Here is a 19,230-nt window from a genome sequence, read left to right as displayed (position 1 = left end):
TTTTTACTCACTCCCCAACTAGTCATACTCACATGAGCAAAACCGCCGAGGCCGACGATCGAGGGCGGATCGTCATTCCGCATGAAATCCGAGAGAAGCACGGCGATCGGTATCGGGTCGTCGAACTCGATGATCGCGTAGAACTCATTCCGATCAACTCTGAACCGATCGAAGGGCTTCGAGATGCCGTGGGCGATGCGTTCGACGGCAAATCGATCGCAGAGATCAAACAGCAGGCACGGACGGCCGCCAGGGAAGCAGCGGTCGAGGATCGTTCGGACTCGTCGCCATGATCTACGCCGATACCGACTTTTTCATCGCGCTGGTCAAAGACGACGACTGGCTCCAGGAGCGTGCTAGTTCGATCGCCCGGGAAAACGATGGACAGATCTACACGTCGCGGGCAACGCTGCTCGAGTTACTGCTGATCTCCGACCGATTCGAGTTCGATCGCTTCGAGGCTCTCAGCTACGTTCTCGAAATCGCAGACGTTCCCGAGAACGAATCCGTCCTCTTTCAGGCGGCGGATTACATGGAGCAGTACGACCTTACGGCATTCGACGCCTACCACGTCGCCTATGCTGACGCCGATCCCATCGTCTCCTCGGACAAAGCGTTTGACGACCTCACCAACGACCGTATTCCGATCGAAGCGAAATCCCAGTAATTGCGTGCCTGCGGCACGCGGATGCTCTTCCCGCAACGCGTCTTCTCTTTTACTCTCGAAGAGCCTCTTCTCGCTCCTATTCCCGCAGCGGGTCTTCTCTCCTCCTCCCGCAACGCGTCCTCTCGCTCTGCTCCTTCCAACGTCTCGCTCCCACCTTTTTCATCGTCGGGTTGCTCGTTTCACTCGCAACCTCTTCTCGAAAAACCTGTCTTGACGAGCGAAGCGAGTCAAGGCTCGGGAGAGCTTGCTCTCCCGGTGGACCAAAAAGGCGCTCACTCCCTTCGGTCGCTCGCGTGAACCGCGTGCCGACGGCCCGCGGACTTCTTTACTCCCGCAACGCGTCCTCTCGCTCTGCCCCTTCTAATGTCTCCGCCTCGACGTGGGTCGCAACCACCGCCGGCTTGAACGCCCCGCCGTCGAAGAGGTCGTGCTCGCCGACGGAAGACTCGACGAACCGCTGGAACGCACGTCGCTCGGGCGGCAACTCGCCGTAGAGAATCTCCTCCTCGACGAGGTCGTAGACCGGAATTCGGGGAGAGAGTAGCGTGTCCTCACCGACCACCGAGTTCTCGCCGACGACGAACCCGGAGGTGACGCGACTGCCGGCTCCCAGCGCCACGCCGTCCTCGACGATCACCGGCGCGTCCTCGACGGGTTCGAGCACGCCGCCGATGACGGTGTTCGCGCCGAGTTTCACGTCGTCACCAATCTGGGCACACGACCCGACGACGTCGTTCGAGTCCACGAGCGTGCCGTCGCCGACGTGCGCCCCGATGTTCACGAAGGAGGGACTCATCAGGATCGCGTCGCTGCCCACGTACGCGCCGCGACGGATGACCGTCCCGTCGGGCGTGTTCCGCGTGCCGCGGTCGTTCAGATCGGCCGTCTCCCGGAGGGGGAGCACGTCGTGATACGTGACGTCGCCGTGCTCGCGAGCCTGGGTCTCCCGCAGGGTGAAGTTCAGCAGGATGCCCTGCTTGACCCAGGCGTTGGCTTCCCAGGCACCGTCTCGCTTCTCGGCGGCCCGTACCTCGCCGGCTTCCAGTGCTTCGAGGAACCGATCCAGGGTGGCCTGCTGGTCCTCGGAGAGGTCGTCGGGTGTCAGGTCGTCTGATCGCTCCCAGAGCGTCTCGATGTCGCGTTCCAGACTCATGTTAGCCCTCGATTACGTCCCCGAAGGTATACAGTCCCGGATCCCGGTCAGCGAGCCAGACGGCGGCGTCGAGTGCGCCAGCCGCGAAGACTCCGCGATCCTCGGCGCGATGGGAAAGCGTCAGGACCTCGTCGTTGCCGGCGAACATGAGTTCGTGCTCACCACGGACATCCCCGGCCCGCCGGACGTGGACGCCGATTTCTCCCGCTTCGCGCGGGTCGATGCCTTCGCGGCCGTAGACCTCCTCGAAGTCCTCCTCGCGTTCCTCGGCAAGTGCTTCGAGCAGCGTCTTCGCCGTGCCGCTCGGGGCGTCCTGTTTCTTGTTGTGATGGGTCTCGGTGAGTTCGACGTCGTAGCCCGGCAGCGCCCCGGCGGCCGCCCGGACGGTCGCCAACAGTGCCTGGATCCCGCGGGCGAAGTTCGCGGCCTTCAGGACGGCCACGTCCTCGCTCGCGCTCTTCAGGCTGTCGAGTTGATCGTCCTCGAATCCAGTCGTGCCGGTCACGAGGGCAACGCCTGCCTCCGCGCAGGCGTCGGCGAACGCGACGGTCGCCTCGGGGACCGAGAAGTCGACGATCGCGTCCGGCTCGTGGGTCGCCAGCAACGCGGCGACGTCGTCCGGCTCGTGGATCGGCTTGTCGGCGACTTTCTCTTCGTCCGTGGCGTCGACGGCGAAGACGACTGCCACGTCCTCGCGATCGCCCGCCGTCTCGATGACTGTCCGTCCCATGCGGCCCGCAGCCCCGGTGACGCCAATTCGTCTCATACTACTCGCTCAAACCTCGGCCCCGGAATGGTTATCGATCCGTCGTCTCGACGGGCGTCTCGACGTCGATCGGATCGAGGTCGTCCAGCACGTCCCGGAGGTGTGTTCGGTGCTCTTCGGAGAGTCGCGTCAGCGGCGAGCGGAGTTCCGGCGAGCCGTGCCCGCGAATCGCCATCGCCTCCTTGACCGGGATTGGGTTCGTCTCGACGAACAGCGCCCGGGCCAGCGGGCCGAGTTCGTGGTGCAACTCGCGAGCGCGCTCGAAGTCACCCGCGAGTGCCGCCCCGACCATCGCGCAGGTGCGGACCGGTTCGACGTTGGCGACGACGCTGATCGCTCCGCTTGCGCCGATCGACAACATCGGCAGCGTCAGCGCGTCGTCGCCCGAGAGGACAGTGAAGTCGTACTCGCGCGTCCGCTCGACGATCTCCGAAATCTGGCCGAGGTCGCCCGAGGCAGCCTTAAAGGCCCGGATGTTCTCGTGGTCGGCCAGTTCGACGGCCGTGTCGGGATCGATGTTCCGACCGGTTCGGGAGGGAACGTTGTAGACGATCTGTGGCAGGTCGATCTCGTCGGCGATGGTGAGGTAATGCTCGCGGAGGCCGCGCTGTTCGGGCTTGTTGTAGTACGGCGAGATGAGCAACAGGGCGTCGGCTCCGGCGTCACTGGCGCGGCGGGACAGCGAGAGCGCCTCGCGGGTGTTGTTGCTTCCGCTGCCCGCGATAACGGGGACGTCCACGACCGCGTCGGCGACCGCTTCGATCACCTCGACGTGCTCGTCGTGTGAGAGCGTCGCACTCTCGCCGGTCGAGCCGACGGGGACGACCCCGTCGACGCCGGCGGCTTCGAGTCGTCGGGCGTTCGCCCGGAGTTGGTCGAAATCGATGCGTTCGTCTTCTTCGAAGGGCGTCGTCATCGCGGGATAGACGCCCTCGAACAGTGGTTGTGGTGGCATGGATCTGGTTGACTGGTTGGTGATTGACGGGCGACACCAAAAAACCGACCCGAAACGGATTCGCTACGTCCGCCACGAGTCACTCAGGCGCGCTTCAGTTTGGGAACCGGAAGCCGGGGACCGACTGCAGGAGACCGAGCAAGAGTCACCTCGCGACGCGGCTGTCGGCGGACAGCGTGCGTTCGGACGTGACCCGTCATACGCGCACTGTCGGCAGCTGATGACTTAGTGGTTCCGCTCGTGACTGATCTCCGACCGGTCCGTTCGCCATCGGTGCCGGACGCGAGTTACCGCCCGGGAGCCGCGTCAGTCGTCCTCCCCGAAACCCACCGCGTCGGCGTCCTCGCGTGCCCGTCGCGTCGCGTCGTCGAGATCGAACTCCCGGACGATCTCGCCGTCGCGAAGCAGGGGTTCGAACAGCGATTCGGCGTCGGTCGGTCCCGGTCGATCGGCGAGTCCGACCTCGTGGCCGCCCGCCGCGGTCCGGTAGACGGCCTTTTTACCCGAGAGTTTCCCGCGCTTGGCGACCGGTTCGCCGTCGATTTCGACGATGTCGACGGCGAAGTCCTTCGGGTCGGCGTTGGAGACGTACCCACCCACGCCGAACCCGTCGGCGACGTCCCGGAGTTCTCGGAGGGTCGTGGGATCGAGTCCCCCGCTGAGGAAGATACCGACGTCGTCGTAGCCGCGGGCGTCGAGTTCCCACCGGACTTCCTGGACGATCCGCCGGAAGTCCCCGCGGCGTGAACTCGTGGTGTCCAGCCGGATGCTGTCGAGGTCGGGAACGGCCTCGACGGCCCGGATCGCCTCCTCGACCTCGTCGCTGTAGGTGTCACACAGCGCGACCCGCGGGACGTCCGGGCCGACGGCCTCGTCGAAGGCTTGCCATGCGTCTTCCTGGTTGCCCCGCCCGAAGCAGATCACGAGCGCGTGGGGCATCGTTCCGCCGGCCTCCCGGCCGATCACCTCGCCGGCGGCCACGTTCGAGATGCCGTCGAGCCCACCGATCAGTGCGCTCCGTTCGACCACTGCCCCCAGCGACGGGTGGACGTGCCGCGAGCCGAAGCTCAGCACCGTCGAATCAGGGGCGGCCCGGCGGGCTCTGAGCGCGTTCGTCGCGATCCCGGTCGGATGTGAGAGAAAGCCAAGTACGGCGGTCTCGAGCCGCGCGAACTCGCGATAGCGCCCCTCGATCCGCATTACTGGCCCGTGATCGAACAGCTGGCCCTCGGGGAGGGCGTCGACGTCGACGGGGTGACCCTCCAGCAAGTGGGCGGCGTCTTTCAGCCCGGCGAGGACGGCGAACTCGCCGGTCGGGAACTGGTCGGCCGACACCTCCGCGACCACGTTCGGGTTCTTGCCGGCGTGTTCGAGCGCTTCCATCGTCCGGTCGAAGTACGCGTCGGTCGCCCGTCCCGCGCTGATCGCGTCGGGACCGACGATATCGAAGGGCGTTTCCTCAGTCATCTTGCCCGTTGGTTCTCATCCCGTACAAAAAACCCCCCGGTCGCCGTGTTGGTCAAGAACTGACACCGCGGTGATACCAAATCCTTAGGTACTACAGGTGGTAGTACCTCATATGAGCACTGACAACGACACCGAGAGCGAGACCACGCGGATCACTCGGAAGGGACAGGTCACGATCCCGAAGGAGTTCCGCGATGAGTTCGGCCTCGAGGAGGGCGACGAGGTTCGCTGGGAGAAGGCCGAGGACGGCATCAGAGTGCGCAAGGCGACGCAGTCGGCGGGTCGCGGGATGCTCGTCGACGAGGACATCTCCGAAGCAAAGCGAGAAGCGATGGCCGAAGCGATGGCGGCTGAGATACGCGAAAAGCGCCGTTCGGAGTGGCAGCCGTGACCCGCTACACCGTCGACGGCGTCGCGATGGCTCGGTACCTCGTGGATCGCCTGCCGCCGGCCGCGGACGACGTCTTCGAGCGGGCCGAGCAAGGTATCGACGTGATCGAAGCGCCGACGGTGGCCGTCAGTGAGGCGATCTGGACGGCGGCCAAGAAGGGAACGATCGCCGGTGTCGACGTCGAGACGACACCGAACGCGGTATTACGCGGGCTCGTAAACGACGGCCCGGTACAGGTAGCGCCTGCCGACGAGCAGGACCTTGCTGTCTATGGGAGTTTGATCGATCACCATACCCTCCACGACGCGCTGGTGATCGCGAACCATCGGGTTCGGGGCACCCAGGCGATTCTCACCAACGACAAAGCGTTCGCCGCCGACGATACTGTCTGGGAGTGACGGCTCGCCCGGTCAAATGACGGGGACGAGGTCGCGATCGACTAGTGCCGTCGGAGCGCGATGAGTGCGACGGCAAGCAGGCCGATCAGTGCGCCCGTCGCCACGAATCCGGGGCCGCTCGTCGTGGTCGTCTCGGCGGGGTCGTCGGTCTCGGCCGGGTTGGCCGTGGTCTCGCTGTCGTCGGTCTCCTCTGTGGTCGCGCCGCCGTCAGATTCCGTGGTCTCGGTCTCGCTGTCGTCCTCGGTCGTCGTTTCGCCGTCCGCCTCCGTCGTCGTCGTTCCGTCGTCGGGTGTCGTCTCTGTGGACTCCTCGATCGCCGGGGCCGAGTCGTCGACGCCCGACAGTTCCGCTACGCTCGGGGCGTTGACGATCGTGAACGTCTCGCCGTCCTGATTCAGATAGAAGGCGTCGTTGAACTCCTGGCTGCCGGGAATCCGGTAGACGTTCTCGTGACTGTCGACGGATTCAGCGCCGTGGAAGGCAAGGAGTTGTTCGTAGCCATTCTTGAACTCTTTGGCGTCAGTTGGCGAGTCCCAGACCGTCCGGTAGACGTAGCCCGTCTCGTTGGTCGCACTCGACTCGTCGGTCACGTACGGCAGGAGTTTGTCGCCGTCCCAGCCGTTGGTGTCGGTGTGATTGTAGTTGTAGGGGTCGAACTCGGCAATGTTGCCCCCCACGAGATTCAAGTGTTCTCGGTAGGGGATGATCTGTGTCGAGAGCTGGCTCTCGTAGCCCGGATACCACAGGGATACGAACAGGCCTGCCTCGCCGAAGGACGCGTGGTCGATGCTCCCGTTCATCTCGAGCGGTCGCCAGCGGTCGTCGCTACTGTCCTCGATCGAGACCGGCGTCGGCTCGTCTTCACCGTACTTCTCCGTGTGGATCGTCTGCTCGGTCGAGTTCGGCGGGTTCTCGTAGATTGCGTTCACGGCGTCCCACCCCTCCGATTCGTGGATATCTCGAACGAACGCCGGCCCGTCGCTGTAGGGCTGGAGCGTGATCTGGTAGAGCCCGATGTGCGGACTGAAGTCGGTCGGGGTCTGTGACTCCTCTGGCATGATGCACTCTCCCTCCCATTCGCCCTCACAGCGCTCCTGGTAGAGGTGATCGACGTAGTTGCCGTCGCCCTCGATGATGCCGTCTTTGGCGTTGTGCAGCTCCTGGGTCGACTGGTTGTACGACGAGATGTTGAACCGCTGGTCCTGGAGGGCGTGGAACAGTTCCTGTGAGAGGGTAATCTCGTTCATCCTCGGCGTCGAGGTGTTCTCCGAGACGATCTTGATCTCGCCGGTCGAGGGTTCGTAGAACCCGCCCACACCACCGGCCTGGTTGCGCTCCTGGGTCGTGATCGCGTCGGACGACTCGTTGACCATCAACAGTGCCTCGTACTTGACGTTCTGGTGGCGGCGCTGGGCGGTGGTCACGTTCGCCGTCCGGTTTTCGACGCGTTCGGTGTAGTTCTCCCGGCTGATGACTTCCACGGGCGGTGTCTCCTCGAACTCCAGGCGACGGATCTCCTCGACGCGGGCCATCCCGCGGGCGACGACCGCTTCGAGTTCGGAGTCGTTCAGGCCGTCGTCGGGCGTGACGGCGACCGACTCGTTGTACCAGTAGTCGTTCTCCCACCCGAGGACGTCCGCGTCGGGATCCGGCGGATGCTGGTCGGCGACGGGCGATTCGACTGCTTGGGCAGGGGCAGCGACTGTCGTGATTGCGAACGCCGGCTGGAGTGCCAGTGCGACGGCGAGGACCACGACGAGGCCGCGATTGCGGGCGGTCATACACGCTCTATGTGTGGGCTGGAATACAAAACCCCCGGTATCGGTCAGCCCCTCCGCCAGGCTCCCGAACCACTATTTCCCAGCCGCTCGTACCGGTGGCTACCATGGAGTTCGATCCAGACACGACTGCCGTCGTCGTCGTGGACATGCAAAACGGCTTCTGTCACCAGGAGGGGAGCCTCTACGCCCCGGCCAGCGAGGACGCGATCGACCCCTGCGTCGAACTGATCGACCGCGCCGGTGAGATGGGCGCGTCAGTCGTCTACACCCGCGACGTCCACACCGACGAACAGTTCGAAGACGCCCACTACTACGACGAGTTCGACCGCTGGGGCGAACACGTCCTTGAAGGCACCTGGGACGCCGAACTCGTCGCGAAGCTCAAGTCCCGCGACGCCGATCTGATCGTCGAGAAACACACCTACGACGCCTTCCACGAGACCCAACTCGACGGGTGGCTCACGGCCCACGGGATCGACGACCTGCTCATCTGTGGGACGCTCGCGAACGTCTGTGTCCTCCATACTGCCGGCAGCGCCGGCCTCCGGGACTACCGCCCGCTCCTCGTCGAGGACGCCGTGGGCTATCTCGAGGAAGACCATCGAGAGTACGCCCTAGAGCACGCCGACTGGCTGTTCGGCGAGGTAATGGATCGCGAGTCGATCGCGTTCGCGTGATGACCGGCCGTTCCAGCGATTCGACTGTCCGGCGGTTTCAGCTCGACGATAGCCCCGATGTCCGGCGCGTCCACCGGGTGGCGCTCCGGGCGGCGGGGACCGATCCCGACGACGTGCCGGGTAACGCCGACCTCCGGTGGATCGAAGAGACGTATCTCCGAGGGGACGGGGAATTCCTGGTCGCCGAGCGCGACGGCCGGATCGTCGCCTGCGGCGGCCTCCTCATCGCGGGCGAGACGGCCGAACTCGTGCGGATCGCCGTCGATCCCGCCCACCAGCGATCGGGGTACGGGACGGCGATCCTCGACGGACTGGAGGCGACCGCTGCCGAGCGTGGCTGTGATCGGGTCGTCCTGACGACCGCCGACCGACAGGCCGCGGCGAAGCAGTTCTACGCCGATCGCGGGTACGAGCGACGGGACACCCGCCAGGTTGGGAGCTACGAACTCATCGCCTTCGAGAAGTCGCTGGACGCTGTCTGAACGGTGACGGTCGGGATGCGCGAGCAGGCCGAGCAGACGAGAACCGCGCGATTATCGAGTCTCGACCGTCCCGTCCGGACCGACACGATCGACGCGGTCCTCGCCGCCGAAGGTCGTCGCGACGAACGATGCCTCGACGGTCTCGCCCGGCCCGAGTGACTTCATCGTGCCGTTCTCGCGCTGGGCGTCCGGATAGGAGTGACCGGGATGGGACGTCGTCGGTTCGAGACCGGCCGTGTAGTTGCGCCCCCAGAAGGGCGCGGCCTCCAGGCCGCCGAAGGGTTGCCAGTACCACAGCGACTCGAAGACGTCGGCCGGCCAGTGGACGCCAAAGCCCAGATCGAGCTCCGGATTGGTGACGGCGTACCATCCCTCCTCGAACCCGCGCAGGTACGCCATGTCGTTGTGCCGGGCGTCCGTCGACGGGAACGTCTCTAAGTCGACCGTCCCCCCGTCAGCACCCGGTGCCTCGGGCCACGTGAACTCGGCACCGCTCTCGAGTCGGTTGTACTCGTTGCCGGGGTCGTAGTCCTCGACGTACCCCTCTTCGGCCGGGACGTCGAGGTGGGCCTGTGGGCCGACCAGTGGTTGCCCCAGCGTGAGGTGTTGCTGCCAGGCGTACTCGAGTTCGAACGCGCCCTCGTTGGTGACCGACTCCTGAATTTCGAGACGGGCGGCGTCGGCCGGCAGCGTCAACTCGCGGGTGATCGAGAAGGGATACTGCCGGAGAGCTGTCGTGAGTTCGAGGGTCACGGCCGTCTCGTCGTCGCGGGCGATCGACGCCTCCCAGGGCACGAGTGCGGTCTCGCCGTGGTGCTCGTAGGTGCCGCCCGGGAACTCGAGCGGCCCGGCCGCGACAGGGAGGTTGACTTGCCACCCGCCCGGGTAGTGTTCGTCCCACGACGGTTCGGCCCCCTGGAGGACGCTCGGGGGCGGTGACCACTCGTGATCGGCGTGCCAGAGCACGTCGACGTCGGTCCGTTTGTCCCTGAACTCCAGGATGTCCCCGCCCTTGCCCTGTAAAACCATCACGCGCAGGTGACGGTTCTCGAGGACCGACGCGTCGATCCCCCGGTAGGCGTACTTCGTCGAGATCCGCGGTCGCCTGTTCCAGTCGTCCATGCCGGGACCTCGGGTGCCACCGGCTAAGAACCTGCGAACGTGCCCGGGGTCTCTGCGTTCCCGGCTGTCTCACTCCGGGACACTTAGGGTCGGGGGCATCGATCGGAGGATATGCTCATTCGGAACGCGACGCTCCCCGACGGCCGTTCTCGCGACGTTCGCATCGAGGGTGAACGGATCGCGGCCGTCGAGGAGGAACTCTCGGGGCCAGACGACGAGCGCGAGATCGACGCGACGGGCAAGCGCCTGTTGCCCGGCATGATCGACGCTCACGTCCACTTTCGGCAACCCGGCTATTCGCACAAGGAGACCTGGACGACCGGCTCGAAGAGTGCTGCGGCCGGCGGCGCGACGACCGTCGTCGACCAGCCCAACACCGACCCGCCGACGGTCGACGCCGAGACTTTCGACGAGAAGGCGGACCTCGCGGCCGATTCGATCGTCGACTTCGGCCTCAACGGCGGCGTCTCGCCGAGGTGGGATCCCGATTCGCTGCTCGACCGGCCACTCTTCGCCCTCGGCGAGGTGTTTCTGGCCGACTCGACCGGCGACATGGGGATCGACGAGCGTCGCTTCCGGGACGCGCTTGCGGCCGCCGCCGAGGCGGACGTGACCGTCACGGTCCACGCCGAGGACGCGAGTCGGTTCAACCTTGGAGCGCGCGACCGGACCGACGCCGACGCGTGGTCGGCCTACCGGCCGGCGCGAGCCGAGATCGACGCCGTCGAGCGGGTCTGTGCGCTCGCCAGCGAGTACGATGTCGACGTTCACATCGCCCACGCGAGCACCCCGGAGGCGATCGACGCCGCCGGCGAGGCCGGCGTGAGTTGCGAGGTCACGCCCCACCACCTCTTGCTCTCCCGGTCGAACCTCGACGATCTGGGGACCCACGGTCGGATGAACCCTCCACTTCGTCGCGAGAAGCGTCGCGAGCGCGTCTACGAGCGCGTCCGGAACGGGCAAGTCGACATCGTCGCGACCGACCACGCCCCCCATACCAGCGAGGAGAAAGACGCCGGCATTTGGGACGCGCCGAGCGGCGTCCCCGGCGTCGAGACTGTGCTTCCACTCCTGCTCGAAGAGGCCCGTCGCGGTCATCTCACGTACGAACGCGTTCGGGACCTGACGGCCGCCAACCCCGCGGCACTGTTCGACCTGCCGAAGAAAGGCCGGATCGCGCCCGGCTACGACGCCGACCTCGTCCTCGTCGATCCCGAGGCCACGCGTGAGATCCGGGCCGCCGACCTCCACACGAAGTGCGACTGGACGCCCTTCGAGGGGTGGCAGGCCGTCTTTCCGGAGCGGACGATCGTCCGGGGGACTGTCGTCTACGATCGGGCGACTGAGGACGAACCGTTCGCCGACCACCGGGGTCGGAACGTTCGCGTTCCGGTCGCCGATCCCGCGGACGAGACGCAAGTGGATGCTTCCCCCGAGCAGCCAAGCGGCGGTTCCGGGACTGACGACGCTGTCGCGGAGTCCAACGACGAGGACGCATAGACCTGCGTCACTCGTCGACAGCGACTTCGAAGGTATGTCCACACTCGGGACACTCGGCCTCGTCGTGGCGCAGGGCGACACTTTGCTCGCGGACCTCGCGCATGACCTCCGAGATACGGTCTTCGGCTTCGAGTTCCTCGCCGACGCTCAACTCGACGCCTTCGACCTCCAGGAGGAACTTCGCGACCTCGGTGGCCTCGTACATCAGATCGTCGAGTTCGTCGGCGGTGAAGAAGTCGCTCATCGCGCCATAGAGGAAGGTCGCGCCGGCCATCCGGACCTTCTCCTCGAATGAGGCCCGGGCCTGGTTGACGGCCTGGGGCGAGTACGTATCGGTCATGAAGGGGACGAGCTCGGGCAGGTTCTCGCCGATCTTGGTCATCTCGACGCCGGTTTCGGTCCGGAAGTCCGCACAGAGACGGGCGATGGCCCACTCGCGGGCGGTGATATAGGTCCGCTCCCGGAGGAAATCGTTGGCCCGCTCGTAAGTGCCGCCGTCGATCTTCTGGAAGCGTTCGTAGTTGCGGACGTCCGCGGGGACGTCGTCTTGGTCGTCTGTGACGGTGTCCGAACTGTCGGCTCGATCCGTCTCTTCGGCCGAATCGTCGACGGCTCCGTCCGATTTGCCGACGGTCTCCTCGGCCGAATCGTGTCGGTCGGGCGCGGTGCCGGCCGAATCGTGTCGGTCGGGCGCGGTGCCGGCCGAATCGTGTCGGTCGGATCCAGCCTCGTCTGCGCTCGCCGCCGAATCGACGTCGCCGTCCGTTGCTGTCGAGGAGACGTCTTGCTTTTCTTTCCCGTCCGCGGGCGATGAGCGGTCGTCCATAGGGTGACGTTCGGACCCGCCGGCAAAAACATATCGTCGCTGCGCCTCACTACCCGTCGCACGCGTGGCGAGGAACAGAGACTTTTTAGGCCCCACCACAATGGGAAACGTATGAAAATCCTGTTGGGAGTCGGCGGGAGTGAACGCTCCCGACAAGCGCTCGAGGACACCGTCGAGCGGGTACAGGACACCGGCGACGAGTTGACGGTCGCGATATTCGACGCCGAGACTGTCGACGCGACGACGACCGAGATCGAGGCCGACGTGCAGGCGGTCCTCGAAGACGCCGGCGTCGAGGCGGAGATCCGTCGTCTCTCTGGCCATCCCGGCGGCGATCTCGTCGGGCTTGCCGAGGAGGAGGACTTCGACAGGCTGGTCATCGGCGGCGGCACGCGCAGCCCGCTCGGGAAGATTCAGCTCGGGCGGATCGCCGAGTTCGTCATACTCAACGCGGAAATCCCGGTGACACTCGTCCGATGAACGGCGATCGCTCCTACCCGGCGGCGGTGTCCGGGCCGTTCCCGACGCCGCCCCATCGGTTCGACGACGAAGACAGCAGGGAGATCGTCGTCCGCGTCGCCGACGACGACCGCGAGGCCCTGGTCGAGATGTACGAAGCGTTCGATTCGGAAGACCGGGCCCAGGGAATCCCGCCGGTCGGTGAGGATTCGATTCGGCGGTGGCTCGAACGCGTCTTCGAATCCGACTGCCTCAACACGATCGCCTGGCACGACGACGATCCGGTCGGCCACGCCATGCTGGTCCCGGACGAGGAGGGGGCACACGAACTCGCGATATTCGTCCTCGGAAGCCACCAGTCGGCCGGCATCGGTACCGAGTTGCTCCAGACGCTGCTGGGCTATGGCAAGCGTGAGGGGATCGAGCGCGTCTGGCTGACGGTCGAACGCTGGAACGAACCCGCGATCGGGCTCTACCAGAAGGTCGGCTTCGAGATCCGCAACACCGAGAGCTTCGAACTCGAGATGGCGATTCGGATCGCCGACTCCGGTGACGAGGCCGACGACGTGTCCACGGCTGAGGATGATTCGGCCGACGAAAACTAGACCGACAGGACGGGCTGGCTGGCATACGAGAGGACGTACTCGGCGACTTTGCCGAGCATCGCGCCGGGCTCGTCCATCACGGACTGGCGGGGGATGACGATGAAGTCCGCCGCGATGTCCTCGGCGGCGTCCAGGACGACGCTGACGGGATGGCGACGCAGCGAACTCGCGGAGTAGCCAAAGGCGGTCGACTGGGTGAGCGCGACGTTGTGGCCGTCTGCCCGGACCTGCTTTCGGACGGCCTCCATGAACGCTCGATGCTCGTCGGCGACGCTGTCGGCCCGGATGTTCCCCTGTTCGAGCCCTGCGGCGATCGCCTCGTCGATCACGTGCAGGACGTGTACCTCGGCCCCGTAGCGATCGGCGATCGCCAGCGCGTGAGCGATCGCCCCTTCGGATCGGTCGGTCCCGTCGACCGGGACGAGTACCGTGTCGATTTCGACGGCCATTACCCCACTCTGTGAGAGGAACCATCAAAAAACCCACCGGGTATCCCATCCTGCTCGCGCTTCTGTCGGCTTCGAGCGAGTCGAAGCAGTCGCGCCGAACGGTCGCTGCACCTTTATACGAACCGGCCGAGAGTCCGTCTATGTACGATACAGTAGTACTCTCGACTGACGGCTCGGCGAGTGCCGACCGCGCGGTGACGGTCGGGCTCGACCTGGCCCGTCGGTTCGATGCGACGGTCCACGCGCTGTACGTGACTGATACAGGCGAGGTCGATGCCTCTCCGGCGGCAGTTCGCGACGATCTCTCGAACGCCCTCGAAGAACACGGCGAGACCGCCCTCGAACAACTGTCGGGACAGACTGACCAATCGGTCGTCACCGCCGTCCGGGAAGGGCGACCGGCCGCGGAGATCTGTGCCTACGCCGAGGACGTCGGCGCTGACGTCGTCGTGACCGGAACGCGTGGCCGCCACGGCGAACACGCTTTCCTCCTGGGGAGTGTCGCCGAGGCCGTGGTGCGACGCTCGCCCGTGCCCGTCCTGACCGTTCGGCAACTCGACGCCGACGAATCAACGACTGTGACGCCACAGGAGGTCTAAGCGTGGACGACTGGCTTATCGACGACGACCGTCTCTCGATCGAACGCAAGTCGATCCTCCCTGGAGAGGGATTTTTCCACCCCGACACTGTCGAGGAAGTCGAACGCGAACGCGAGGCTGCCGAGACGCTCACCGACGCCGAGACCGTCGTGATCGCCGATCCCGACGCCGACGGTCTCGCCTGCGTCGCACTGGTCCGGGAAGTGTTCGGCGAGGCCGCCCTCCTCGAAGCGAGTCCGCACAACCTCGATCGCGCCTTCGAGTGGACCGGCGAGTACCTCGAACCCGGCGCGGATGTCTTCGTCTGTGATCTCTGCCCCGACGAGGTCGCGGACCTCGCCGGCCTCGACGACATCGTCGCCCGCGCCGGGTCTGTTCGGTGGTTCGACCACCACCAGTGGGACGACGCCCTCGCCGCGGCGGTCGAAGACGCCGGCGTGGATCTCACTGTCGGCGAGTCCGACGAGGAGTGTACCGCCGACGTCGCGATGGCTGAACTCGCGACCGACTTCGCCGAGTATCTGGTCGACCTGACGGCCGTGACTCGCGATCACGACCTCTGGATCCGCGACGATCCCCGCAGCGACGACCTGGCCGACCTCGCCCACTGGATCGAACCCGAGGAATACATCGAGATCGTCCGCGAGCACGGGGCCGACCTCCCGACCGAGGCCGAGGAACTCCTCGCCGAACGCCGCATCGAGAAGGAGGCCCTGATCGAGAAAGCCGTCGAGCGAGCCCAGCTCCGGGAGATCGGCCCCTGGACCGTCGGCGTGACCTACGGCCGGTGCTCACAGAACGAGGTCGCCGAGGCACTCCGCGAACAGGGGGCCGACGCCGCGGTGATCGTCAAACCCGCCGGCTCGGCGTCGATCCGGGGGACCGAGAACTTCGAACGCGCTCACGAGGTCGCCGCCCAGGTCAATGGCGGCGGCCACCCGAAGGCCGCGGGCTGCAAGCCCGACGTCTACGACGACATGCTGGATTACGCCCATCACTGGACGACGCGGGGTGCGGTGGCCAAACAGGCCATTGTAGATGCGTTCAGGCGGCTAGAGGTTGAGGCGTAGTACCGCGAGTGAAGCGAGACGCGACTGGCCGAGACGAGTTGACTATTCGAATTCCGGGACGTAATCCTCATCGAGTTCAGCAACGAGATCGCCACCGGTTAGCCAGGTGACTTGATTTTCGTCAAATCCATACTGCGGAATCAATGACTCTGCTGCTTCACCCAGTGGAATATCGTTCGTGGCGATGACCACTTTCTCTACTGACTCTCCGATGAGCGTTTCGAGAGCTGTACCGATTATTTCGGTATCTGCCTTTTCGACGACATCCTCTGATCGGTCACTGGTTGTCGCAATGAAGCGCCGTGCCTGATCCATAACGTTCGAAATGTCTGATTCCGTATAGGATGGGCTTTCCGTCACCCTCATCCACCCTTCTTGAAGCGCTTCGTCGACAGCGTGCCCGCTCGTATCGTATCCTTCCATTGATATATCTCCCGTTACTTCAGCATACACTTGTGGCGGGATTTCGAAGGCAGCATCGCGCCGACGTGCCTCACGAGCAAGTGCTTGAAACCGTCTACTTTCGCGTCGACCACAACTGATGAGCACTGAGGCGTCGACGAATACCCGTTCTTCGTCACCCATCCCCGATCAGTCCTGAACGATATCTCGAAGGGCATCTAGAATGATTCCGGCCTCTAACGGCGAGATGTCCTGTTCTCGGGCCATGATTCGATGTGTGAGTGATCCGTCGACGTATTCGCGGGCGTATTCGAGAGCGACTGCGAGCCCGTCGAGACCATGGCGTTCGATGTACGTATCGATGTCTTCGTCTTTTTCGCGACGTGCGATAGCTTCGATCAACTCGGCGGTGATCTCCCGCTCGGCATCGCCTTCCACTAATTGGATATCAATCTCACGGGCGACGTAGGTCGCCGGTCGTCCGTCGTTCGATTGGTCGATAAATCCCGCAGTTTCGAGATCGTTGACGTAGTCGTAGACTGTCCGCTGTGGAACCCCTATCGGGTCGACGATTTCGTCGATCGTCGTCTCCGAGTGATGGCGAATATATGTATAGATCCACGCTTTCCGGGCGTTTCTGAGTAGATCGAACGCCGCTCCGCCAGTATCGAGCGGCCTATTCCAGTCAGTCTCCGTTGTCGCCATTATCTGCTAGTTGTAGACAATTTGCAATAAGCGTTGTGGATGGGTCATTAGCCGTCCAACGACTAGAGTCATCTACTCGTCCGCGTTGGCGCGGACAGTCCTGATCAGCCCCACGTCCAATGGGTGTCGAGCGCGAACCGGTAGAGCCCGCTGATCCCGATGGCGACGGCGTTGGCGAGCAGGTACGGAACGGTGACCCACTCCACCAGGACGAAGAGCACGCCGAGCTGGATCGGGATCGCTGTCCCGCGGACGACGTTCGTCTTGAGAAGGCCCTGGAGGTACTCGACGCCGCCGGTGTTTTGCATCGTCTGAAACGTCCAGGCGTTGTTGAGGACGTACGACAGGACGATCGTGAGTTCGATAGCAATCACGGCTCCCAGCAGGTAGTTCAGATTCCCGATTTCGACGAACAGCCAGAGCAACACCATCTGGACGCCGGCCGCGAACGACCCGACGACGAAGAACCGCCGGAGGAGTTTCGCGTATGGGCCGCTGTAGAGTGCCCTGAGCGTCGACCGGAGCATCACCGATAACCCAGCGCTTCCAGGCGCGTCTGTAGGTCTTCGTCGACGTCCGCGTCTTCGCTTTCGTCCGATTCGCCCGTCTCCGCCGTGGGCTCGCGAATCCTCCTCGCGTGGTCGTCGACGATGCCGGCGAAGCGCTCGACGACCTCTCTGCCCTCCTCACCGAGATCGGCCGATCGATCGTCCTGCTGGCCCGGATCTGACGGGCGGTGATACAGCTCCGTCCCCCCCGTATCGACGTTCTCGATGTACGTCCACTCCCGGTCCCGGACGCTGACGAGTAAGTCGCCGTCCGACAGCGATCGCGGGATCGGCTGGCTCGTTACCTCTTCGCCGCGGACAGTGATCGAGACGATCGGTTCGTCTGCTGGCGGCTCGCCGTCGAGGACCGTCGGAACGAGCGACTGCCCTTCCCACGCCGGATGAGCGTCCACCGAGAGGAGATCGGTCACCGTCGGCGGGATCGCGTCGAGGCCAACCTGCCGATCGATACGGTGGGCCGGCGCGTCCGGGGCGTCGACGAGCAGCGGGACGTGGATCAACTCGTCGTAGAGCTTCGGGTAGTGGGCGAGGTGACCGTGTTCCTGGAACTCCTCGCCGTGATCGCCAGCGACGACGACGGCCGTCTCGTCGTCGAGACCAGTCGCCGATAGCGTCTCCAGGAGCCGACCCACGCTGGCGTCGATCTGCCGGACGGCTGCCTGATACAGCGTCCGGAGGTCGTTCAGGGTCCGGTCGCCGACCTCCCAGCCGAGTCCGGTCCGGACGTGGGCCTGGAACATCCGGTGGGTCCCGAACAGGTCGCTGGATACCTCACGGATGTACCGCGGTGCCGGGACGTACGGCGTGTGGGCGTCCATGTAGTGGATCCAGAGGAAGAACGGCTCTTCTGTGTCCTCGATGAACGACTTGGCGGCGTGTTCGACGTCGAACATCCGGGAGGTGTCCAGGAACGGTCGGTCGTCGGTCTCCCGCCGGAGCCAGGACCCGACGCGCCGGAACGGCGAGGCCGCGAGCTGGAGCCACGCCTCGACCGTCGGGTGGGTCGCCAGGTACCGGCTGTAGATGCTCGAACCGACGCTGGCGACGAACGGCTCGAACGCCTCGAAGCCCTCGTCGTAGCCCCACTGGGACGTCAGAAACCCGTTCGCGGCGTTGAACCCGGCCGTCGCGACGCCCGCCTCGGAAAGTACCGACGCGAGCGACGGCGAGTCGGTGATCCCGACTCGATCCGAATCGGCGAAGACAGGCCGGGAGGCGAGCATCGACGGGAACGAGAACGGCGTCCAGTTCCCGTTCGCGAAGGCGTGCTCGAAGACAGTTCCACGCTCGGCGATCCCGTCCATCACTGGCGTGTGCCGGTCGTCGTCGTACGCGCCGATCGCGTCCGCCCGCAGCGAGTCGATCGTGACCAACACGACGTTCGACGGGGCGCGTTCGGCTTCCATCTGTCTATCGTCGCCCCCGTATTCCCAACCGAGTCTCTTCTCGCCACGACGATCGGCACGCCAGCGAACCCACTTGAGTCCCCCGTGAGCCGCATCGGTGTCGGCGCGTGGACGCCATTTCCACAGTATATATTCAACGGTCAGTCGTCTTCTTTAGGCTTATGATACCTGCTATGGCCACTTCTTGCGCGTGATGGTCTCACACTGACCGTGCGCGTATGTCTCTCACACGGTTCGAAACACTCCTCTCGCGTAGCCAGGCAGTCGCCGTCTCTCTGGCGTGTTGTCAGCTTTCGAACCGAACGCTGCGGCCTGCTGAGAAGAAGATTTATGGCTGACTAACCGTTCAGTAACTACTATGCGACAGTCGATCGACCGAAAGCGTCCCTGGCTGGCGGCCGTCCTCTCGGCGTTCGTCACTGGGCTCGGCCACCTCTACTTACGGCGTTTCCGTCGGGCGGTGGGCTGGCTCGCCGTCGCAATCGGCGTCGGGCTGTTCTTCGTGGATCCGGCTGTGGCCGAGTCCCTCGCGGCCGGTACACTTTCGAATCCCCTGGCTGCCTGGCCGGTCTTCGTCGTGAGTCTGCTTTCTGTCCTCGACGCGTACGTCCTGGCGCGGGCGGAGAACATTCTCGACGCACAGGCTGCCGAGCCGGACGAACCCCTGACTCGCTGTCCGAGTTGTGGGAAAGAACTCGACGAGACACTCTCGTTCTGTCCGTGGTGTTCGGCTGAACTCGATCGCCCTACTCCGGCCGACCAACCGGCGAAAGAGCCCTGA

The 19,230-nt window shown here is 64.9% G+C and carries 24 protein-coding genes; 12 read left to right on the top strand and 12 right to left on the bottom strand.

The window, feature by feature from the left end; genetic code table 11:
* The first annotated feature begins 32 nt into the window (after positions 1–32).
* The gene (locus HTIA_RS04195; protein ID WP_008525698.1) at positions 33–293 is read left to right on the top strand and encodes an AbrB/MazE/SpoVT family DNA-binding domain-containing protein; all 261 of its coding nucleotides are present in this window, start codon (positions 33–35) and stop codon (positions 291–293) included.
* On the top strand, positions 290–667 hold the full coding sequence (locus HTIA_RS04190; protein WP_008525696.1) for a type II toxin-antitoxin system VapC family toxin: 378 nt from the start codon (positions 290–292) through the stop codon (positions 665–667). Before HTIA_RS04195 ends, HTIA_RS04190 begins: the two co-directional genes overlap by 4 nt.
* Positions 668–992: 325 nt before the next feature.
* On the opposite strand, the gene HTIA_RS04185 is transcribed toward HTIA_RS04190, so the two are convergent.
* The 4 genes from HTIA_RS04185 to HTIA_RS04165 all read right to left on the bottom strand — a co-directional run bounded on the left by HTIA_RS04185 (position 993) and on the right by HTIA_RS04165 (position 5,008).
* Complete coding sequence (locus HTIA_RS04185) at positions 993–1,820, bottom strand: 2,3,4,5-tetrahydropyridine-2,6-dicarboxylate N-succinyltransferase (protein ID WP_008525694.1); 828 nt, start codon at positions 1,818–1,820, stop codon at positions 993–995.
* 1 nt (position 1,821) lies between these two features.
* Positions 1,822–2,586, bottom strand: a complete 765-nt coding sequence (dapB, locus tag HTIA_RS04180; protein ID WP_020936042.1) for a 4-hydroxy-tetrahydrodipicolinate reductase — start codon at positions 2,584–2,586, stop codon at positions 1,822–1,824.
* A gap of 31 nt (positions 2,587–2,617) precedes the next feature.
* Positions 2,618–3,541, bottom strand: coding sequence for a 4-hydroxy-tetrahydrodipicolinate synthase (dapA, locus tag HTIA_RS04175; RefSeq protein ID WP_008525690.1), 924 nt, complete (start codon positions 3,539–3,541; stop codon positions 2,618–2,620).
* Between the two features lie 306 nt (positions 3,542–3,847).
* Entirely contained in the window at positions 3,848–5,008 is a 1,161-nt protein-coding gene (locus tag HTIA_RS04165) for a nicotinate phosphoribosyltransferase (RefSeq protein WP_008525688.1), read from the bottom strand.
* Positions 5,009–5,120: 112 nt separating this feature from the next.
* Between HTIA_RS04165 and HTIA_RS04160 the strand changes: the two genes are divergently transcribed.
* Positions 5,121–5,399 carry an AbrB/MazE/SpoVT family DNA-binding domain-containing protein gene (locus HTIA_RS04160; RefSeq protein ID WP_008525687.1) on the top strand — a complete coding sequence of 93 codons (279 nt, stop codon included), beginning with the start codon at positions 5,121–5,123 and terminating at the stop codon, positions 5,397–5,399.
* Positions 5,396–5,797 carry a hypothetical protein gene (locus HTIA_RS04155; RefSeq protein WP_020936040.1) on the top strand — a complete coding sequence of 134 codons (402 nt, stop codon included), beginning with the start codon at positions 5,396–5,398 and terminating at the stop codon, positions 5,795–5,797. The genes HTIA_RS04160 and HTIA_RS04155 overlap by 4 nt, the downstream gene beginning before the upstream one ends.
* 41 nt (positions 5,798–5,838) lie before the next feature.
* Here the strand turns inward: HTIA_RS04155 and HTIA_RS04150 are convergent, their stop codons facing one another.
* Positions 5,839–7,578: an Hvo_1808 family surface protein gene (locus HTIA_RS04150; protein WP_008525685.1), complete on the bottom strand. Its 1,740-nt coding sequence runs from the start codon at positions 7,576–7,578 to the stop codon at positions 5,839–5,841.
* Between the two features lie 104 nt (positions 7,579–7,682).
* Here HTIA_RS04150 and HTIA_RS04145 point away from each other — a divergent pair, with 104 nt between their 5' ends.
* Both HTIA_RS04145 and HTIA_RS04140 read left to right on the top strand, forming a co-directional pair.
* Positions 7,683–8,255 carry a cysteine hydrolase family protein gene (locus HTIA_RS04145; RefSeq protein ID WP_008525684.1) on the top strand — a complete coding sequence of 191 codons (573 nt, stop codon included), beginning with the start codon at positions 7,683–7,685 and terminating at the stop codon, positions 8,253–8,255.
* Positions 8,255–8,737 (top strand): GNAT family N-acetyltransferase, encoded by a 483-nt coding sequence (locus HTIA_RS04140; RefSeq protein WP_008525683.1) that lies wholly within the window; start codon positions 8,255–8,257, stop codon positions 8,735–8,737. The genes HTIA_RS04145 and HTIA_RS04140 overlap by 1 nt, the downstream gene beginning before the upstream one ends.
* A 51-nt stretch (positions 8,738–8,788) precedes the next feature.
* Here HTIA_RS04140 and HTIA_RS04135 read toward each other — a convergent pair whose 3' ends face one another.
* Positions 8,789–9,859, bottom strand: coding sequence for a DUF4432 family protein (locus HTIA_RS04135; protein WP_008525682.1), 1,071 nt, complete (start codon positions 9,857–9,859; stop codon positions 8,789–8,791).
* Positions 9,860–9,970: 111 nt separating this feature from the next.
* On the opposite strand from HTIA_RS04135, the gene HTIA_RS04130 reads away from it, so the two are divergent.
* Complete coding sequence (locus HTIA_RS04130; RefSeq protein WP_008525680.1) at positions 9,971–11,359, top strand: dihydroorotase; 1,389 nt, start codon at positions 9,971–9,973, stop codon at positions 11,357–11,359.
* 7 nt (positions 11,360–11,366) lie between these two features.
* Here HTIA_RS04130 and HTIA_RS04125 read toward each other — a convergent pair whose 3' ends face one another.
* Positions 11,367–12,185 carry a DUF5806 family protein gene (locus HTIA_RS04125; protein WP_008525678.1) on the bottom strand — a complete coding sequence of 273 codons (819 nt, stop codon included), beginning with the start codon at positions 12,183–12,185 and terminating at the stop codon, positions 11,367–11,369.
* Positions 12,186–12,296: 111 nt separating this feature from the next.
* Here HTIA_RS04125 and HTIA_RS04120 point away from each other — a divergent pair, with 111 nt between their 5' ends.
* Both HTIA_RS04120 and HTIA_RS04115 read left to right on the top strand, forming a co-directional pair.
* Positions 12,297–12,665, top strand: coding sequence for a universal stress protein (locus tag HTIA_RS04120; RefSeq protein WP_008525675.1), 369 nt, complete (start codon positions 12,297–12,299; stop codon positions 12,663–12,665).
* Entirely contained in the window at positions 12,662–13,249 is a 588-nt protein-coding gene (locus HTIA_RS04115) for a GNAT family N-acetyltransferase (protein ID WP_008525673.1), read from the top strand. The genes HTIA_RS04120 and HTIA_RS04115 overlap by 4 nt, the downstream gene beginning before the upstream one ends.
* Here the strand turns inward: HTIA_RS04115 and HTIA_RS04110 are convergent.
* Positions 13,246–13,698 carry a universal stress protein gene (locus HTIA_RS04110; RefSeq protein ID WP_008525671.1) on the bottom strand — a complete coding sequence of 151 codons (453 nt, stop codon included), beginning with the start codon at positions 13,696–13,698 and terminating at the stop codon, positions 13,246–13,248. The genes HTIA_RS04115 and HTIA_RS04110 overlap by 4 nt on opposite strands.
* A gap of 140 nt (positions 13,699–13,838) precedes the next feature.
* Here HTIA_RS04110 and HTIA_RS04105 point away from each other — a divergent pair, with 140 nt between their 5' ends.
* Together HTIA_RS04105 and HTIA_RS04100 are read left to right on the top strand one after the other, a co-directional pair.
* Complete coding sequence (locus tag HTIA_RS04105) at positions 13,839–14,297, top strand: universal stress protein (protein WP_008525669.1); 459 nt, start codon at positions 13,839–13,841, stop codon at positions 14,295–14,297.
* Between the two features lie 2 nt (positions 14,298–14,299).
* Positions 14,300–15,367, top strand: coding sequence for a DHH family phosphoesterase (locus tag HTIA_RS04100; protein ID WP_008525667.1), 1,068 nt, complete (start codon positions 14,300–14,302; stop codon positions 15,365–15,367).
* A 42-nt stretch (positions 15,368–15,409) separates the two neighbouring features.
* Here the strand turns inward: HTIA_RS04100 and HTIA_RS04095 are convergent, their stop codons facing one another.
* The 4 genes from HTIA_RS04095 to HTIA_RS04080 form a co-directional block, all read right to left on the bottom strand.
* The gene (locus HTIA_RS04095; RefSeq protein ID WP_021029566.1) at positions 15,410–15,790 is read right to left on the bottom strand and encodes a hypothetical protein; all 381 of its coding nucleotides are present in this window, start codon (positions 15,788–15,790) and stop codon (positions 15,410–15,412) included.
* A 168-nt stretch (positions 15,791–15,958) separates the two neighbouring features.
* Complete coding sequence (locus tag HTIA_RS04090; RefSeq protein WP_008525665.1) at positions 15,959–16,474, bottom strand: DUF7437 domain-containing protein; 516 nt, start codon at positions 16,472–16,474, stop codon at positions 15,959–15,961.
* Positions 16,475–16,578: 104 nt separating this feature from the next.
* A complete protein-coding gene (locus tag HTIA_RS04085; protein WP_008525664.1) occupies positions 16,579–17,001 on the bottom strand; it encodes a GtrA family protein in 423 nt (140 codons plus the stop codon).
* Positions 17,001–18,449, bottom strand: coding sequence for a sulfatase (locus HTIA_RS04080; protein WP_008525663.1), 1,449 nt, complete (start codon positions 18,447–18,449; stop codon positions 17,001–17,003). The genes HTIA_RS04085 and HTIA_RS04080 overlap by 1 nt, the downstream gene beginning before the upstream one ends.
* Before the next feature lie 358 nt (positions 18,450–18,807).
* On the opposite strand from HTIA_RS04080, the gene HTIA_RS04075 reads away from it, so the two are divergent.
* The gene (locus tag HTIA_RS04075) at positions 18,808–19,230 is read left to right on the top strand and encodes a zinc ribbon domain-containing protein (RefSeq protein WP_008525662.1); all 423 of its coding nucleotides are present in this window, start codon (positions 18,808–18,810) and stop codon (positions 19,228–19,230) included.

It is taken from the genome of Halorhabdus tiamatea SARL4B (assembly GCF_000470655.1).
Lineage (GTDB): Archaea > Halobacteriota > Halobacteria > Halobacteriales > Haloarculaceae > Halorhabdus > Halorhabdus tiamatea.
The sequence above is the reverse complement of the archived record's forward strand: the minus strand, read 5'-3'. Positions and strand labels throughout refer to the sequence as shown.

Coding starts and splice junctions, on each gene's coding strand:
- HTIA_RS04085 (WP_008525664.1), bottom strand. CDS start 17,001: ATGCTCCGGTCGACGCTCAGGGCACTCTACAGCGGCCCATACGCGAAA.
- HTIA_RS04150 (WP_008525685.1), bottom strand. CDS start 7,578: ATGACCGCCCGCAATCGCGGCCTCGTCGTGGTCCTCGCCGTCGCACTG.
- HTIA_RS04105 (WP_008525669.1), top strand. CDS start 13,839: ATGTACGATACAGTAGTACTCTCGACTGACGGCTCGGCGAGTGCCGAC.
- HTIA_RS04125 (WP_008525678.1), bottom strand. CDS start 12,185: ATGGACGACCGCTCATCGCCCGCGGACGGGAAAGAAAAGCAAGACGTC.
- HTIA_RS04165 (WP_008525688.1), bottom strand. CDS start 5,008: ATGACTGAGGAAACGCCCTTCGATATCGTCGGTCCCGACGCGATCAGC.
- HTIA_RS04095 (WP_021029566.1), bottom strand. CDS start 15,790: ATGGAAGGATACGATACGAGCGGGCACGCTGTCGACGAAGCGCTTCAA.
- HTIA_RS04160 (WP_008525687.1), top strand. CDS start 5,121: ATGAGCACTGACAACGACACCGAGAGCGAGACCACGCGGATCACTCGG.
- HTIA_RS04120 (WP_008525675.1), top strand. CDS start 12,297: ATGAAAATCCTGTTGGGAGTCGGCGGGAGTGAACGCTCCCGACAAGCG.
- HTIA_RS04080 (WP_008525663.1), bottom strand. CDS start 18,449: ATGGAAGCCGAACGCGCCCCGTCGAACGTCGTGTTGGTCACGATCGAC.
- HTIA_RS04145 (WP_008525684.1), top strand. CDS start 7,683: ATGGAGTTCGATCCAGACACGACTGCCGTCGTCGTCGTGGACATGCAA.
- HTIA_RS04135 (WP_008525682.1), bottom strand. CDS start 9,859: ATGGACGACTGGAACAGGCGACCGCGGATCTCGACGAAGTACGCCTAC.
- HTIA_RS04195 (WP_008525698.1), top strand. CDS start 33: ATGAGCAAAACCGCCGAGGCCGACGATCGAGGGCGGATCGTCATTCCG.
- dapA (WP_008525690.1), bottom strand. CDS start 3,541: ATGCCACCACAACCACTGTTCGAGGGCGTCTATCCCGCGATGACGACG.
- HTIA_RS04115 (WP_008525673.1), top strand. CDS start 12,662: ATGAACGGCGATCGCTCCTACCCGGCGGCGGTGTCCGGGCCGTTCCCG.
- HTIA_RS04190 (WP_008525696.1), top strand. CDS start 290: ATGATCTACGCCGATACCGACTTTTTCATCGCGCTGGTCAAAGACGAC.
- HTIA_RS04075 (WP_008525662.1), top strand. CDS start 18,808: ATGCGACAGTCGATCGACCGAAAGCGTCCCTGGCTGGCGGCCGTCCTC.
- HTIA_RS04090 (WP_008525665.1), bottom strand. CDS start 16,474: ATGGCGACAACGGAGACTGACTGGAATAGGCCGCTCGATACTGGCGGA.
- HTIA_RS04140 (WP_008525683.1), top strand. CDS start 8,255: ATGACCGGCCGTTCCAGCGATTCGACTGTCCGGCGGTTTCAGCTCGAC.
- dapB (WP_020936042.1), bottom strand. CDS start 2,586: ATGAGACGAATTGGCGTCACCGGGGCTGCGGGCCGCATGGGACGGACA.
- HTIA_RS04130 (WP_008525680.1), top strand. CDS start 9,971: ATGCTCATTCGGAACGCGACGCTCCCCGACGGCCGTTCTCGCGACGTT.
- HTIA_RS04185 (WP_008525694.1), bottom strand. CDS start 1,820: ATGAGTCTGGAACGCGACATCGAGACGCTCTGGGAGCGATCAGACGAC.
- HTIA_RS04110 (WP_008525671.1), bottom strand. CDS start 13,698: ATGGCCGTCGAAATCGACACGGTACTCGTCCCGGTCGACGGGACCGAC.